The organism is Paenibacillus sp. FSL L8-0663, from assembly GCF_038008125.1.
Lineage (GTDB): Bacteria > Bacillota > Bacilli > Paenibacillales > Paenibacillaceae > Paenibacillus > Paenibacillus polymyxa_D.
In genome coordinates, this window is the sequence record NZ_JBBOYM010000001.1 from 4,853,447 (window position 1) to 4,872,484 (window position 19,038).

General features: G+C 56.8%; 1 protein-coding gene. It reads right to left on the reverse strand.

The window, feature by feature from the left end; genetic code table 11:
- Positions 1-179: 179 nt before the first annotated feature.
- Positions 180-18,947, reverse strand: a complete 18,768-nt coding sequence (locus MKY75_RS21560; protein WP_340886496.1) for a non-ribosomal peptide synthetase — start codon at positions 18,945-18,947, stop codon at positions 180-182.
- Positions 18,948-19,038: the final 91 nt, after the last annotated feature.

Consider the following 19,038-nt stretch of genomic DNA (forward strand, 5'->3'; position numbering starts at 1 on the left):
TTCTTTTCGTTTTTCGGATTTCTGTTGTGTTTTGTCGATTTTCCAGTAAATTGAAATCGTTACTCAGCGGCACTTGACGTCAAATTCCTGTGGTGGATTTTTCCCTTTCATTTGGAAAAAAACACCCGGCAGGATGCGTACCGAGAAAAATACGGCATACACCCAAGCCGGGTAAGGGATTAGAAAATAATATCAATGGCCTCTAGCACATCTTGCTCCTGTTCGGATTGCCCGTTCAGGGAAATATCCTTCAACAGCACCGAAGGCTGTTCGCAAATTTGGGTGATGATCACGAGCAGGTCCTGAGCGAAATTGTCGATCAGATTGCGCGTAAACAACTTGGTAGCATATTCAAACTGCCCGTTCATTCCCTCATCCAGCAACGAAATGACCAAGGTAAGATCAAATTGGGAAACCGTATGAGTTTCCGGATAAGATTCGATCTTGATATCCCCGAAGCTTTGAACGTTATCTTCCTTGGTTTCCAGAACAAACATGACATCGAATACAGGATTGCGGCTTTGATCTCGCGGCGCCTGCAGCTTTTTCACAAGCTCCTCGAACGGATAATCCTGGTGGTCGTAGGCCCCCAGCATCGTTTCTTTGACTTCGCTCAAGTAAGCGAGGAACGTCTTCTCCCCGGACGGATAATGGCGAATCGCCAAAGTGTTGACAAACATTCCGATGAGCGGCTCCAGGTCGGCATGTGTGCGGCCCGAAACCGGCATGCCTACAATGAAGTCTTCTTGTCCCGAGTACTTGCTGAGCAGGATTGAATAGGCCGCCAATAACACCATATAAAGGGTGGCGCCGTTCTCATCGGCGATGCGCTGCAAGCTGTCGGTCATCTGCTTGTCGATGCTGAAGGGCAGCACATCTCCCTCAAAGCTGCGAGCGGCAGGTCTGACAAAGTCCGTAGGCAGTTCAAGCGTCGGCAGTTCGCCTTCCAGCACGTCCAGCCAGTAGGCTTCCTGACGTTTCAGCCGTTCTCTTACAGGTTCTGACTGCTGCCAAGCGGCGAACTCCTTGTATTGAATCCGAAGCGGTTCCAGAGTCTCACCGTTATACAGGCGCAGCAGCTCTTCGACGAAGATGCCCATCGACATGCCATCCGTGACGATATGATGAATGTCCAGCATGAGCAGATGCCGTTCCGCTTCCCATTCGACTAAGCCCACACGCAGCAGCGGCGGCCGCTCCAAATCAAAGACGCGCACAAAGCCGTCTACGATGCTCTTCGTTTCACTTTCCGTCGCTTTCGTATACTCGACGGCAAACTTCAAGTCCGGATAAATCCGTTGTACCGGTTCGCCGTCGACCATTTCGAAGCCGGTTCGCAAAATTTCGTGACGAGCTATCAATTCTTTGAGCGCCGCCTCGAATTGATTCCGTTCCAAGCGCCCGACGAGAACCGTCATGCCGGACATGTTGTAGCTAAGCTCGGCGCCTTCCATCTGCTGCTGGATGTACAGCCGTTTTTGCACGGAGGAAAGCGGATAGTAATCCCTCTTATCCAGAACCGGAATGGAGAGGTGTTCCTGCCGCTCCAATTGGCTGATCGCTTCGGCCATCGCTTCGATGGTCGAGTGCCGGAACACATCGCGCAGCGGCAGGTCCACGCTCAGCTCCTTGTGCACCTTGCTGACCAGTGTCGTCGCCCGCAGGGAGTGACCGCCGAGGTCGAAGAAGTTGTCCGTTACACTAATCGTGACCGCCCCCAGCACGTCCTGCCAGATGGCGACCAGTTTCGCCTCCAGTTCGGTGCGCGGCGCCACATATTCGCGGCCTCCGCCTGCTCCCCCTTCCGGTGCCGGCAGCGCCTTCCGGTCGATCTTTCCGTTCGGCGTCAAAGGCAGGTGCTCCAGCTCCACGAAGTACGACGGGATCATGTACCCCGGCAGCTCGCTGGCAATCGCCCGCTTCAGGTCCGCCGCCGTCAAGCCTTCTTCCGCTGTATAATAAGCGCACAAAGCTTTCTGACCTTCTTGATCTTCCCTGACGACGACGACCGCTTCCTTCACGCCACCTACACTCAGCAGCTTCGCTTCGACTTCACCCGTCTCAATCCGGTACCCCCGGATTTTCGCCTGGTTATCGATCCGGCCGATGAAGTCCACGTTGCCGTCTTCCATCCACCGCGCCAAGTCTCCCGTGCGGTACAACCGCTCGCCCGCGGCGAACGGACTGTCTACGAACTTCTCTTCTGTCAGCTCCGGACGGTTCAAGTACCCGCGCGCCACTCCGACTCCGCCGATAACCAGCTCGCCCAGCACCCCGACCGGCACCGGGTTCAGGTGCGCGTCCACGATGTAGAATTTCGCATTCAGCCACGCTTTGCCGATCGGCACATGGCCTGTCTGCGGCAGCTTCGTCAGCTCCTCGTCGTAGAAACTGGAGTCGATTGCCGCTTCCGTCACACCGTATGCGTTGATGATCCGGAACAACGAGCCGAAGCGTTCCTGCAAGGTCCGGTAATCCGCCACGCTGCAGCTGTCCGAGCTCGTGATCAACAGCTCCATCCAGCTCATATCCAGCCGCTGCTCGTGCACGTACTCCAGGAACGGCACGATCAGCGCCGGCGTCGATTCGAAGATGGTGACCCGCTCCCGCTCCATCCAGTGGTACAGACGAGACGGATCGATCCGGTCGTCCTTCGGCATAATCACCATCGTGCCTCCGTTGTACAGCGTCCGCGCGATATCTCCCACGAACACGTCAAACGAGAAGCTTGCGAGCTGCAGCAGCCGCACCGGGAACTGATCCAACCGGTATTCCCGACGGTAGCCCGCCGCCGTGTTCACCAGGCTGCGGTGTTCGATCATCACGCCCTTCGGCTTGCCCGTCGTTCCCGACGTGTAGATCACGTACGCCAGATCCTCCGGACGGGCTTCATGGAAGCTGTCGGCATTTGTCCGCTCCTCGCTGTACGACGCTTCGTCGTCCAGGTACAGCACCGCCGCCAGCGCTAGCTCCTCTTCGTCGAGCCAGGCTTCGGCACGCTCTCGCAGCGGCGTTTGCGTCAGCAGTACCTTCGCTCCGCTGTCTTCGAGCATGAACCGCACGCGCTCCGCCGGATAATCCGGGTCGAGCGGCACATACGCCCCGCCTGCTTTCCAGACGGCCAGCACGGCCACCAGCAAGTCCACCGAACGCTCGGCGAGAATGCCGACGATCGTCTCCCGGCCGATGCCGCTTGTGCGCAGCGTAGCCGCCAAGCGGTTCGCCCGCTCGTTCAGCTCCGCATACGTCAGCCGGTCGTTCTCGTACACGACGGCCGCCTCTTCCGGCGTGCGCTCCGCCTGTTCCTCAAACAGCCGGTGGAACGCGGCCGCCGGAGTCGCTTCCGGCTGCGCCGGGTTAAACGCGCCGAGAATTTGCTCTTTTTCCGCCGGTGTCAAAATGCCCATCTCGGCAATAGTCGCCGACGGGTTGCGGAGAATGGATTCAAGCAGCTGCAAGTAGTGAGCGGCCAATTTCTCCACCGTTTCGGTTTTATAAAGAGCAGTGGCGTATTCAAACAGATATTCCAAGCCTTTCTCGATCTCCGTGACGTCCAAGCTGAGATCGAATTTAGAAACAATTTCTTCGCTGGCATACGTCGACAAATGGAGTCCGGGAAGCTGGATTTCCAAATTCTCTGTATTCTGCAAAGCAAACATCGTATCGAACAGCGGATTGCGGCTTAAATCGCGAGCTACGTTCACCTTATCCACCAGTTCCTCAAACGGATAATTCTGATGTTCAAAAGCGCCCAGCGTCGTCTCCTTGATTTCCTTCAAGTAGTCAAGGAACGTTTTACCGGCGGCCGGATAACTGCGGATGGCCAGAGTATTGACGAACATCCCAATCAGCGGCTGAACGTCGCTGTGATTTCTTCCCGCAATCGGCGTACCGACCACCACGTCTTCTTGCCCTGTATACTTATGCAATAATATTGTATAACCAGCAAGCAGAACCATGTAAAGCGTTGCGCCGTTCTCGGCTGCAAGCCGTTTCAGACCCTCGCTTTTCTCGCTATCCATAAACAATTGCAGCGTGCGGCCCTCGTAGCTCTGCATAGCCGGGCGCGGATAGTCCGTCGGCAATTCCAAAACCGGCAGCTCTCCGCGGAACATGTCGAGCCAGTAGGCTTCCTGCTTGGCAAGCTGAGCTTTCTGCTCGTCCGATTGCTGCCATACCGCATAATCTTTGTACTGAATGCGGAGCGGCTCCAACTGCTCCCCGCTGTACAAGCGGACGAACTCTTCGATCAGTACGTCAATCGAAACGCCATCGGATACGATATGATGCGTATCGAACATTAGAATGTGCCGGTCCGGCGCCAGTTCGGCAAGGCCTACCCGCAGAAGTGGCGGCTTCGCTAGATCAAACGGACGAACGAATTGGCGCACCGTTTCTTCCGCCTGCTCCCCGCTGATCTGCACATATTCCACCTGGAAGGCAGCTTCTTCGTAAATCCGCTGAACCGCTTCGCCTTTTACCATCTCAAAGCCGGTACGCAGCGTTTCATGACGAGCTACGAGCCCGCGGAACGCTTCTTCAAACCGCTGCCGGTCGAGCTTTCCTTCGAGCAGCATAGCTCCCGGTATGTTATAGCTCAGCCCGGCTCCTTCCAGCTGGTTCAAGATATAGAGACGTTTCTGAGCGGAAGAGAGCGGATAATACTCGCTAGGTTCCGCAGCCGGAATAGCCGTGAACGAGCCGATCTCTAGCCGCTCCATAGCCGCGGCCATTTCCTCAACCGTCGAGTAGCGGAATACGTCGCGAAGCGGGAATTCAACACCTAGCTCCTTATGCATTTTGCTGACCAGCGTCGTCGCCCGCAGGGAGTGACCGCCGAGGTCGAAGAAGTTGTCCGTTACGCCTACCGCCTTCTCCCGAACAAGCACATCCTGCCAAATGGCGGCCAGCTTCGCCTCCAGTTCGGTGCGCGGCGCCACGTATTCGCGGCCTTCGCCTGCTCCCCCTTCCGGTGCCGGCAGCGCCTTCCGGTCAATCTTTCCGTTCGGCGTCAGAGGCAGGCGCTCCAGCTCCACGAAGTACGACGGGATCATGTACCCCGGCAGCTCGCTGGCAATCGCCCGCTTCAGGTCCGCCGCCGTCAAGCCTTCTTCCGCTGTATAATAAGCGCACAAAGCTTTCTGACCTTCTTGATCTTCCCTGACGACGACGACCGCTTCCTTCACGCCACCTACACTCAGCAGCTTCGCTTCGACTTCACCCGTCTCAATCCGGTACCCCCGGATTTTCGCCTGGTTATCGATCCGGCCGATGAAGTCCACGTTGCCGTCTTCCATCCACCGCGCCAAGTCTCCCGTGCGGTACAACCGCTCGCCCGCGGCGAACGGACTGTCTACGAACTTCTCTTCTGTCAGCTCCGGACGGTTCAAGTACCCGCGCGCCACTCCGACTCCGCCGATAACCAGCTCGCCCAGCACCCCGACCGGCACCGGGTTCAGGTGCGCGTCCACGATGTAGAATTTCGCATTCAGCCACGCTTTGCCGATCGGCACATGGCCTGTCTGCGGCAGCTTCGTCAGCTCCTCGTCGTAGAAACTGGAGTCGATTGCCGCTTCCGTCACACCGTATGCGTTGATGATCCGGAACAACGAGCCGAAGCGTTCCTGCAAGGTCCGGTAATCCGCCACGCTGCAGCTGTCCGAGCTCGTGATCAACAGCTCCATCCAGCTCATATCCAGCCGCTGCTCGTGCACGTACTCCAGGAACGGCACGATCAGCGCCGGCGTCGATTCGAAGATGGTGACCCGCTCCCGCTCCATCCAGTAGTGCAGACGAGACGGATCGATCCGGTCGTCCTTCGGCACAATCACCATCGTGCCTCCGTTGTACAGCGTCCGCGCGATATCTCCCACGAACACGTCAAACGAGAAGCTTGCGAGCTGCAGCAGCCGCACTGGGAACTGAGCTAACCGGTATTCCCGCCGGTAGCCCGCCGCCGTGTTCACCAGGCTGCGGTGCTCGATCATCACGCCCTTCGGCTTGCCCGTCGTTCCCGACGTGTAGATCACGTACGCCAGATCCTCCGGACGGGCTTCATGGAAGCTGTCGGCATTTGTCCGCTCCTCGCTGTACGACGCTTCGTCGTCCAGGTACAGCACCGCCGCCAGCGCCAGCTCCTCTTCGCCGAGCCAGGCTTCGGCACGCTCTCGCAGCGGCGTTTGCGTCAGCAGTACCTTCGCTCCGCTGTCTTCGAGCATGAACCGCACGCGCTCTGCCGGATAATCCGGGTCGAGCGGCACATACGCCCCGCCCGCTTTCCAGACGGCCAGCACGGCCACCAGCAAGTCCACCGAACGCTCGGCGAGAATGCCGACGATCGTCTCCCGGCCGATGCCACTTGCGCGCAGCGTGGCCGCCAAGCGGTTCGCCCGCTCGTTCAGCTCCGCATACGTCAGTCGGTCGTTCTCGTACACGACGGCCGCCGCTTCCGGCGTGCGCTCCGCCTGTTCCTCAAACAGCCGGTGGAACGCGGCCGCCGGAGCCGCTTCCGGCTGCGCCGGGTTAAACGCGCCGAGAATTTGCTCTTTTTCCGCCGCCGTCAAAAGCTCCAACTGATTCACGCGGATGTTCGGGTTAGCCGCAACCTTCTCCAGTACCCGGGCAAAATGACCGTGGATCAGCCTGATGTCTTCCTCTCTGAACGTCAGCGCATTGTACGTAAACCGCAGCAAAATATGCTCTTCTGGAATGACGGTAATGTCCAGGTCGTAGTTCGTTTGCTCCGGCGACTGGATATTAGCGATTTTCAGCGCTTCTTTGTCTCCGCCGACGACCTGCTCAATCTGTTCTTCCATCGGATAATTTTCAAAGACCATGATATGGTTGATCAAGTCGCGCTTTTGCTCGCTCAGCGACTGAATTTCGAACAGCGGGAACGTTTCGTAAGCTCCCGATGCCAGCGCTTGATCCTGGGTTTTTCTCAAGATATCGGCTACCGTCTCCTCGGCTTTGCCTTGAATACGGACCGGGATCGTATTAATAAACAGGCCGATCATGCTTTCGATGCCCGGAATTTCCGCCGGACGCCCGGATACGACGGAGCCGAATACGACATCCTCGCTGTTGTTGTATACCTGCAGAACCAGCCCCCAAACGGTCTGCATGAACGTATTGAGCGTCACCTGCTGCTGGCGCGCCACCCGCTCGATTTGCCCGGTCAGTTCCTTGCTGAGTTCCACATTGATTTCAGCCGCTTCAAAAGCGCCCTGCTTCAGCTGCGTTTTCTCCTGGGGCAGCTTGGTCTGCTGATCGTAACCCGCCAAATACTCGGACCAGTAACGCGAAGCTTTCGCGGCATCTTGAGCTTCCAGCCATTCGATATACCGGGAGTACGAGGTAGCCGGAGGAAGCTCCGGCGTCCGCTTCTCCTGGAACGCGAAGTAGGTGTCGAACACTTCCTTGATCATGAAGGACATGCACCAGCCGTCCATCAAAATGTGATGGTGACTCCAGACCACATGGTAGGACTCGTCGCCCGTGCGCAAAACTGTCACGCGCATAAGAGAGCCTCGGGCCAAATCGAACTTGTTCGCTTTATCCGCGCTGACGAAATCGGCTATCGTCTTCTCCGGGTCTTCATCGCTTACCGAGCGAATATCTTCGAAGTACACTTCACACTTCCGCTCGCGGAATACCACTTGAATCGGCTCGTCTCTCCAGCCGGTAATAAAGTTGGTCCGCAACGCCTCATTCCGCTGCACCAGTGTATCCAATCCTTGGGTGAAGGCTTCGACATTCAGGCTTCCGTATAGATCGAAGGTCACCTGTTCGAAGTAAGCTTCCGAATCGGCATCCAGCAGGCTGTGGAACAACATCCCTTTTTGCAGCGGAGTCAGGGTGTATACATTCTCCAGTTCGCCGAGCGCCGCCGTATGTTCGGCCAGCCGCTCCAGTTCCTCCAACGTCACATCTTGAAGCAGTACGTCGCTAGGTGTAAGCTCCGGCCGCTCTTTCGATACGCAATGACTGATGACTTCACGCAAGCTCGATTGAAGCAGGGTGCCTAGGCGCTCTACCGTTTCCCGTTTATACTGGGTTTCCCCATAACGGATCGTGAGTTCCAGCACTCCTTCCGACACCATACCGTTGATATCGAGGACAAAATCCATCACTGCATTCGGGCTTGAATCGGAGCCCGGGCTGAACAAAGACGGCTGCGAGCCGCTGCTTTCGTAATCCTGGTCGAACTGACCCAAATAGTTAAAGCTGATCTCCGGCTCCAAAGCAAAGCGCTCGCCGTCACGCGGCACCGACAAATGACGCAGGATGCCGTAGCCGATTCCTTTGTTCGGAATGCGACGCAAGCTTTCTTTAACCTGTTTCACGTGATGACCGAGCGCCTGGGCGTGACCCGGCTCCAGAACAACAGGGAATTGACTTGTAAACCAGCCAACCGTGCGTGTAATGTCCACATCCGGCAAAATATCTTCCCGGCCGTGGCCTTCGAGATTCACCAGCACGCGTTCACGGCCGCTCCAAGCTTGTACCGCGAGGCCAAGCGCGGCAAGCAGCAAATCGTTCATTTCCGTATGGTAAGCACGGTGTGCCTGCTTCAGCAGCTGTTCGGTTTCCTCCATCGACCAGCAAACGGTCACGAGCCCACTGTCCTTCAGCTTGGATCTGCCTTGTTCAAAATCTTTCGGAAGCGGCTCATAGGTCAATTGCTCGATATGCTGCCAATACTCTCTCTCGCTTTCCATCGCCGGACCGTTCGCATAATCAGCGAGCTGTTTCGCCCACGTTTGGAATGAATCCGTTTTGAGCGGCAGACGGATCGGCTGCCCTTGCAGCGCCTGCTCATAGCCGGCAGCAAAATCCTCAAGCAGAATCCGCCAGGATACGCCGTCTACGACCAAGTGATGGATCGCGATGAGCAGGTGGTCGCCGTCGTCGCAGCGGAACAAGCCGAGCTTCACCAGCGGACCGTTTTCAAGATCGATGCTCGCTTGAATGTCATTCGCCTTAGCCTCTACCGTTTCTTTCACGTCGCCGACTCCCTTGAAATCGACAACTTCCAGATCGAACAGTGCTTCGTTCTCCCCGGCGCCGCGGTTCCATGCGGTATAGCCGTTCTCGGTTTGGCGGTAAACCGTACGGAGAGCATCGTGATGCACAACAAGCTGACGCACCGCTTGGCGTAAAGCTTCTTCGTCAAAGCCTTGCTTGGAGAACTGCATGAACGCCTGGTTGCTGTGATGCACGTCAGCCGGATTTTGTTCAAAGAACCAGCGCTGAATCGGGGTCAAGATGACCTCTCCCGTCACTTCGGCCTGGTTTGCCGTTCTCTCCGCCGTTTGCAGGTGCAAACTAAGGGCAGTAATCGTCGGGTAATGGAACAAATCTTTCATGACCAGCTTGTACCCCGTTTGCAAAAGACGGGACGATACCTGCAAGGCCTTGATCGAATCGCCGCCGAGCGCAAAGAAATTGTCCATCGTGCCGACCTGATCCACGCCCAGCACTGACTGCCAGACCGACGCAAGTGCCTGCTCGGCAGGAGTACGAGGCGCGGTGTATGCAACCTCGGCACGAATGCTTCCTTCCGGCACAGGCAGCGCTTTACGGTCGATCTTCCCGTTCGGCGTAAGCGGCATTTGATCCAGGCGCATGATGCGCGAAGGCACCATATGGGAAGGCAGCGCGGCGTCCAGATGGGCTACAAGCCCTTCCAGATCGAAGCTGGAATCCGCTACGACATACCCGCACAAATATTTCTGCCCCCGCTCGTCCGTCCGGTCGATGACAAGCGCTTGACGCACGCCGGCAAAATTTTTCATGGCCGCTTCAATTTCACCAAGCTCGATCCGATAGCCGCGAATTTTCACCTGGTTGTCGATCCGGCCGATGAAGTCCACGTTGCCGTCCGGCATCCAGCGCGCCAGGTCGCCCGTCCGGTACAGCCGCTCCCCAGCGGCGAACGGGCTGTCTACGAATTTCTCCGCCGTCAAATCCGAGCGGTTCAAGTAACCGCGGGCCACACCCACTCCGCCGATAACCAGCTCGCCTAACACTCCGATCGGCACCGGCTTCAGATTCGCATCCACGATGTAGAACTTGGCGTTCAGCCACGCTTTCCCGATCGGCACGCTGCCCGTCTTCGGCAGCTTCTCCAGCGGCTCGTCATAGAAGCTGGAGTCAATGGCTGCTTCTGTTACGCCGTAGCTGTTAATAATACGGAACTGCGAGCCGAAGCGCTCCTGCAAGGTACGGTAATCCGCTACGCTGCACGAATCTGAGCTTGTGATCAGCAGATGCATCGAGCTGAGGTCCAGGCCCTCGGCATGCACATGCTCCATGAACGGCACGATCAGCGCCGGAGTCGATTCGAACACCGTCACGGCGTAGTCGCGAATCCAGCCGTAGAGGCGGGTTGGATCAATCCGGTCGTCCTTCGGCACGATGACCATGGTGCCGCCGTTGTACAGCGTCCGTGCAATGTCGCCGACGAACACGTCGAATGAAAAGCTTGCGAGCTGCAGCAGCCGCACCGGGAACTGATCCAACCGGTATTCCCGTCGGTAGCCCGCCGCCGTGTTCACCAGGCTGCGGTGCTCGATCATCACGCCCTTCGGCTTGCCCGTCGTACCGGAGGTGTAGATGACGTAAGCCAAATCGCGCGGCTTGTTCACATTCGCCGGATTCGATGCGAGATCCGCCGTTAGTACGTTCTTCTCGGCTTCAGCCGTGGCAGACGTTTCGGCAGCAGCCGTTTCCGCTTGCGCCAAAGCCTCCGCCTCTGCGCCTGCTTCGCCCAAAACTTGTACGCCCACAGCCGCTCCGAGGCTGTACGTCTCGGCGTCGTCAAGCGCAAACACCGTTTGCAGCACTAGAGCTCCTTCGCTGCGCCAAGCTTCCGCCTGCTCCAGCAGGCAGGTCTGCGTGAGCAGTACCGACGCCCCGCTGTCCGCGAGCATGTACTCGATCCGCTCCGCCGGATAGTCCGGGTCGAGTGGCACATAAGCGCCGCCCGCTTTCCATACGGCGAGCACCCCGATCAACAGCTCCGCCGAACGGCCGGCCAGAATGCCGACCACCTGCTCCGGCTTCACCCCGCACGCCCGCAGTGCATACGCTAGACGATTCGCTTTGGCGTTCAGCTCCGCATACGTCAGCTTGCTGTCTTCGTAGACAACCGCCAGCGCTCCCGGAGTGCGCTCCGCCTGCTCCTCGAACAGCTCGTGGAACGTTCTCTCTCTCCACGACTCATTCGCTTCCAAACCTGTACCCTCTGCGGCGGGTTGCTTCGCAAGAGCCGAAGACGACACGTCAAACCCGACCAGCAAATCATGCTTTTCGCTGTCCGTCAAGATATCCAAATCCGAAATCCGCGCACCCGGCTGAGCCAGGATCGACGCCAAAAGCTGCTCGTAATGACCCGCCAGCCGTTCCATCGTTTCCTGTCTAAACAACGAAGTAGCGTACTCAATCTTGCAAACCAGCTCGTTATCGGATTCCACGATATCAAGGCTAAGATCAAACTTTGCCGTCTTTTCCTCGATGTCGAACAGCGACCATTGCAAGCCTTCCAGGGTTAAATCCAAGCTTTCGTGCTTTTGCAAAGAAAACATGGTGTCAAACAGAGGATTCCGGCTTAAATCCCGGCTCACCTGAAGAGCTTCCACCAGCTCCTCGAACGGATAGTCCTGGTGCTCGTAGGCTCCAAGCGTCGTTTCCTTCACTTCCTGCAAGTAATCCAGGAACGTCCGCTCTGCCGTCGGACCCAAGCGAAGGGCCAGCGTATTGACGAACATACCGATGATCGGCTGCAGGTCGGCGTGAGAACGGGCGGCAATCGGAGTGCCGACCACTATATCTTCCTGTCCCGCGTATTTATGAAGCAATACGGAGTACGCAGCCAGCAGAAGCATGTACAGCGTCGCCCCCGAATCGCCGGCAAGCCGTTTGAGAGCTTCGCTTTTCTCCGCATCCAGCGTAAACGTGAGCGTTTGACCGTCAAACTGCTGGACGGCCGGGCGGGAGAAGTCGAGAGGCAGCTCAAGAACCGGAAGCTCGGAGCTGAATACCCCGCGCCAGTATTCCTCCTGCCGTTTGATGCGCTCGCGCTGCTCCTCGGATTGCTGCCAAACGGCGTAATCCTTGTATTGAATCCGCAGCTCCGGCAATTCTTCCCCATTGTAAAGCCGCACGAATTCGCGCAGCAGCACGTCCATGGAAAGGCCGTCGGAACCAATATGATGAATATCCAGCGCGAGCAGAAATTTCTCTTTCTCCAGTTCGATCAGCAGGGCGCGCAGCAAAGGCGGCTGGGTCAAGTCAAAAGGCTGAATGAAGCCTTCAAGAATGGCCGCAACCTGATCTTCGCTTACTTGAAGCTTCTCGACCTTGAAAGCTACGAGCGGATGAATACGCTGAACCGGCTCCCCATTCACGATTTCAAAACCGGTGCGCAGCATATCGTGCCGGGCCACCAAAGTAGTCAGCGCCTTTTCCACTTTGGCCTCGTTCAAAGCCCCTTCCAATTGCAAGGCGCTTGGGAGGTTGTAATTCAGCTCCGAGCTATCCAGCTGGTGCAGGACGTACAGCCTTTTTTGCGCGGAGGAAACCGGATAGTACGCTTTCTCTTCCGCTTTCGGAATCGAGCTGTGCTGTGTTTCTTCCAAGCTGGCAATAGCCCCGGCCATCGACTCTACCGTCGTATAGCGGAACACATCACGCAGTGGAAGTTCGACGTTCATTTCCTTCCGAATCTTGCTGACAAGGTTCGTCGCCCGCAAGGAGTGGCCTCCGAGCTCGAAGAAATTGTCCAGGACTCCAATGCCGGAGTAGCCCAGCACTTCCTCCCAGATCTTCACAAGCTGGGACTCCGTCCGGTTACGCGGCGCTACGTATTCGACGCCCGTTTGTATGCCGCCTTGCGGCTCCGGCAGCGCTTTGCGGTCCACTTTACCGTTGGTCGTCAGCGGCATGCGCTCCAACTGCACGAAGTACGACGGGATCATGTACCCCGGCATTCCCTGGGCCAGCGAGGTTCTTATTTCGCTGACCGTCAGCGTCCGGTCCGCCACAAAGTAGGCGACAAGCGCCTTCTCGCCCTTGCCGTCCTGACGGGCGAGCACCACCGCTTCTTCCACGCCCTTGACGTTCAGAAGCTGCGTCTCGATTTCGTCCAGCTCGATCCGGTACCCGCGGATTTTGACCTGGTGGTCGATCCGGCCCAGGTATTCGATGTTGCCGTCCGGCAGCCATGCCGCCAAGTCGCCCGAGCGGTACAGTTTCTCCCCCTCCGCAAACGGGGAATCGACGAACTTCTCCGCCGTCAGATCCGGGCGGTTCAGGTATCCTCTCGCAAGGCCTTCCCCGGCCACGTACATTTCGCCCGCTACGCCAATCGGCACAGGGCGGCGGTTTTCATCCAGGACGTACACCCTCAGCGTCGGGATCGGCTTGCCGATATTGCTCTTCGCCGCCTCCATTTCGACCCACGTGATTTCCTTATACGTCACGTGAACCGTCGTCTCGGTAATGCCGTACATATTGATCAGCTTCGTCTCCGGGTACTTCGTCTTGAAGCCCTTGAGCTGCAGCGGACTCAGCGCTTCGCCCCCGAAGATGACGTTGCGAATCCGCAGATCGTACGGATGGTCCGCCAAGACCTCACGCAGCAGCTGGTAGAAGTACGTTGGCGTCTGGTTCAAAATCGTGACCTGTTCGCGGCCCAGCAGCGCCAGGAAATCGGCCGGATTTTTCGCCGTCAGCGGCGGTACGGTGACCAGCTTGCCTCCGTACAGCAGCGCTCCGTACATTTCCCAGACGGAGAAATCGAAGCAGAACGAGTGGAACAGCGTCCACGTGTCGGACGGCCCGAAGTCGAACAGGTTCTTGTCGTTGAACAGGAGCCGCACGACGTTCTTATGCTCGATCAGCGTTCCTTTCGGTCTGCCGGTCGTTCCTGACGTGTAGATGACATATGCCAGGTTGCTCGGTCCGGAAATCGGCTCCAGGTTCAAAGCGTCCAGCGCACCTTCGGAGTCCGCCCCTCTGTCGCCCCAAACGAAATCGTCCAATTCGAGGCGCGTTCCTGCGAAATCGGTCTTCTCGTGCAGATGCTTTTGAATCAGCAATAACGGCGCGCCCGAATCCTCGATCATGAAGCGAATGCGCTCCTCCGGGTAGTCGGGATCGACAGGCACGTATGCTCCGCCCGCTTTGAGAATCGCCAGAATGCCAACGACCATATCGAGCGAGCGTTCGGCCAGAATCGCTACCAGCTGGTCCGCCTCTACTCCCGTCTCCCGGAGCTTCCGCGCAAGGCGGTTGGATCGCTCGTTCAGCTCGCGGTAGGTCAGCTGGTGCTCGTTCATGACGGCGGCCACGTTGTCCGGGTAAAGCTCCACCTGCTCTTCGAACAGGCCGTGAATCGTCTGCTGCCGCGGGTAGTCCGCCTCCGAATCGTTGAAACCGCGCACCAGCTCGCGGATTTCCTCCTCCGTGAGCATTTCCAGCGAGGCAATATCCCCGTCCGGCGCTGCTGCGATGGTTTCAAGCAGCTTGTCATAATGTTTGGCGAACCGCTCCGCGGTCTCCTGTTTATACAAAGCCGTAGCGTACTCTAACCGGCATTCGAGCTGACCGTCCAGCTCTGAAATGTCCAGGAGCAGCTCGAACTTGGATGTTCGGTTTTCCAGCGGATAAAATGATTGCTCCAGCCCCTCGATGACAATTTGCTCGTTCTCCGTATTTTGCAGAGAGAAGAACGTATCAAAGAGCGGATTTCGGCCGGTCGCGCGCGGAATGTGAAGACTTTCCACCAAGTCTTCGAACAAATAATTTTGGTGTTCGAAAGCCCCGAGCGTGATGTCCTTGATTTCTTCCAGGTACGAAAGGTACGGCTTGGAACGCTCCGGACGGCTGCGAATGGCCAGCGTGTTGATAAACATCCCTACGATCGGCTGCACTTCTTCCTGCGTTCTTCCGGCAATCGGCGTTCCTACGATCAGATCTTCCTGACCCGAATATTTATGCATAAGGATGGTGTAAGCCGACAGCAGCACCATGTACAGGGTCGTCCCTGTCCGTGCCGCCAGCTCTTTCAGCTTCTCCGTCCGATCTTTCTCGATATAAAACTTCACAGTTCGGCCGTCAAAGCTTTGCACCGCAGGCCGTGGGAAGTCCATCGGTAGCTCCAAGACCGGCAGCTCGCCCGACAGCTGTTTCAGCCAATACTCCTTCTGCGGCTGAAGCATCTGCCCATAAGCTTCGGAATGCTGCCAAACGGCATAATCTTTGTATTGAATGCGCAGCGGGGCCAGCTCCTCACCCCGATACAGGCGGCTGAACTCGTCGAAGAGCAGCGCAGTCGAAATGCCGTCCGAGACGATATGGTGCATATCGAACAGCAGAATGTGGCGATCCTCGGCGACTTCGATCAGGCCGATGCGGAGAAGTGGCGGCTTGGTCAGATCAAACGGGTGATAGTAAGCTTCCACCACTTGCTCCACTTCCCGCTCGCTCGCTTGGAAATAATCGACAGCAAACTCCACCTCGTCATAGATGCGCTGGACAAGCTCGCCTTGAACCTGCTCGATCCCGGTACGCAGCGTCTCATGGCGCTGAATCAGCGCCCGGAACGCGTGCTCGACGCGCGTGCGGTCCAGCTTGCCTTCGAGAAGAAGCGCCGCCGACATATTGTAGCTGCGCTCGGCCCCGTCAAGCTGGCGCAGGACGTACAGACGCTTTTGCTCGGATGAAACCGGATAGTACTCGGCCTCAGCCGCCTTTGTAATCTCATACGTCTCCTGCTGCCTTAAACCGCCGATTCTTTGGGCCAGCTGTTCGATCGTGGTATAGCGAAAAACTTCCCGCAGCGGAACCTCGACTTGCAGCTCTTTCCGAATCTTGGAAACCAGCGTGGAGGCCCGCAAGGAATGACCACCCAAGTCAAAGAAATCGTCTTGGACTCCAACTCGCGCAATACCCAGCACCTGCTGCCAAATGAGAGCAAGTCTTGTTTCCAGCGTTGTGCGAGGAGCCACATACTCACGGCCTGCTTCTACCTCTCCGGTCGGTTCAGGCAGCGCTTTACGGTCAATTTTGCCGTTCGGCGTGAGCGGAAGCTTATCAAGAGACACCAGCCGGGCCGGGACCATATGGGCCGGCAGCTCTTGCTTCAATTGGGACAGCAGATCGCTCAGCTGCACGGAAGCATCCGCCGCCACGTAGCCGCACAAATACTTTTGCCCCTGCTCATCCGTACGGTCGGTCACCACAGCCTGCTTGACGCCCGGGAAACGCAGCAGGGCCGTTTCAATTTCGCCGAGTTCGATCCGGAACCCGCGAATTTTCACCTGATAGTCGATCCGACCGATGAAGTCGACGTTGCCGTCTTCCAGCCAGCGGGCCAAATCGCCTGTCCAGTACAGACGTTCGCCCGGCACAAACGGGCTGTCCGCAAACTTCTCGGCGGTTAGGTCCGGACGGTTCCAGTACCCGCGCGCCACCCCGGCGCCGCCGATGACAAGCTCGCCCGGAACCCCTACAGGAACCGGCTTTAACGCGGCATCGACAATGTAAAACCGGGCGTTCAGCCAAGCTTTGCCGATCGGCACATGACCCGACGACGGCAGCTTATCCAGCGGCTCACCGTAAAAGCTGCTGTCAATGGCCGCTTCGGTAACTCCATAGCTGTTGATGATGCGGAATTGTCCGCCGAATCTTTCCTGCAGCAATCGGTAATCGGTGACACTGCAAGCATCCGAGCTGGTAATCAGCAACTGCATGGAGCTAACGTCCAGCCCTTCTTCATAAATATGCTGCATGAACGGCAGGATGAGCGCAGGCGTCGATTCGAATACCGTAATGTTTTGGTCCCGAATCCAGCCGTATAAGAGGTTCGGATCAATCCGGTCATCCTTCGGCACAATCACCATCGTGCCTCCGTTATACAGCGTCCGCGCGATGTCTCCGACGAACACGTCAAACGAGAAGCTGGCCAACTGCAGCAGCCGCACCGGAAACTGATCCAACCGGTACTCGCGACGGTACGCATCCGCCGTATTCACGAGACTGCCGTGCTCGATCATGACGCCTTTCGGGCGTCCCGTCGTACCCGAGGTGTAAATCACATAAGCCAAGTCTTGCGGGGCGCTGTTGGCAGATTCAAATTCCACGGCTAAGGCATCCCCGTTATAAATCTGTTCATCGTCCATGGCATAGACAGCTTGAAGCTTCAGCCGGTCATCGGCCAACCAACCTCCGGCCCGCTCCAACAGATGACGCTGCGTAAGCAGCACCGATGCATCGCTATCGCTGAGCATGTACTCAATCCGCTCCGCCGGATAATCGGGGTCCAGCGGTACATAGGCTCCGCCGGCTTTCCAAACGGCGAGCACCCCGACCAGCAGTTCCACCGAACGCTCCGCCCAGATCCCCGTAATCGTCTCCCTTCCCACGCCCTGTTCGCGAAGGAGAGAAGCCAGCCGCTCGGCGCGTTCGTTCAATTCGCCGTAGGTCAGCTGTTTGTCCATGTAGACGACTGCCGGATGATCCGGAATTTCCCGGGCAAACTTTTCAACATACCGATGAAACGCTTCTCCCTCGCTCAGCCCTGCCACCGGCGGGTTAAAAACGTTGAGAATGCGGTGTCTCTCCTCATCGCTCAGCAGAGAAATCTCGCGTACCGGCAGTTCGGGAGTCTGAAGAAACTGGTCCAGAACGGTTACATACTGTTCCATAATCCGATCAATCTCGGCCGTCTCGAACAAGCCGGTACGATAGGAAGCATGGAGAATGACATGGCCTTCATTCAGCATATGGTCGAAGCGCAGCAGCAAATCGTCCATCTCGTGCCTAGCGAAGTGAGCCTCCAGGCGTACCTTGATTTCTTCGTACTCCACGATTTTCAAAGGCAGATATTCCAGAGACGTGCGGAACAGCCCCGAAAGATCGTTGCGGCCGTGTTGTTCGCGTAAATCCTGGATCAATTGGTTATAAGGGTATTTCTGATACCGCAGATCCGCCGTATTTTCCTTGGAAACCGTTTGGATCAAGGAAAGCACGTTCCTGTCTGGATTCAGACGAATCCGCGTAGCCACGGTGCTGACGAACATGCCAATCGTTTCTTTTTCCTTCTTGCTGGTGCGATTGGCAAAAACCGTGCCGACCGGAACATCGGTGCTGTCGGTCAGCTTGTACAATAAGGCGTACATGGCGGACAGAAATAATGTATATAAGCTGACCTGATATTGTTCGCTGAAGGCCAGAATGCGTTCATACCGGGAACCGTCCAAAGTGATGGACAGTTTATTGGATTCGCTGCCGATCGAGAATGGCGGATACGATTTAATGCCGGTCGTTTCAGGCAAAGTGTTGTACTTCGTCAGCCAGTATTCCTTGCCTTTCTGATAACGCTGCGATTGCTCATATTCACGCTCCGCGGAAATATAATCTAGATAGGAAGGGGGCTGGTAACTGCTGGAGATGCCTTTGCGCAGTTCCAGGTATTTTTCCATCACCGCATGCAGCAAAGCATTGACGGACAAGCCGTCGGCGATAATATGGTTTACCGTCAAATTGAGCCATACTTGGCCGTTCGCAAAATGAATAATCGTAAATTCGTAGAGGTGTTCGTCGAACACGCTGGCCGGTTTTTCGCTTACTTCCTTCACCCAAGCATAGAATTGTTCGATTGTGCCTATTTCGAGGCGGCTTATCCTAGCTTGGACATTCTCCGGCTCTTCGAACCACTGCGTTGGATTTTGCAAATCCCCGCTAATGCGGATTCGGAAAACGTCATAGGTTTTGACGATCTCTGCCGCCGCTTGCTTCAGAAGCTGTGTGTTGATCTCGCCCGTAATCTGGTAGGTCGCGGAAAGCATCGTGATGGACGTTCCCGGATTCATAATTTCCATGAACCATATTCGGCGCTGGGCTTGCGTTAATCCATATTGCTCGTTGGTATTCTCTGTCACATCGACACACTCCCGGTTTAGAGATTCTTTATAGATAGGCTTTGTACCTAGATGTCACTTAGTCACTCTTAGAAGAACCGCGCAGGCCATT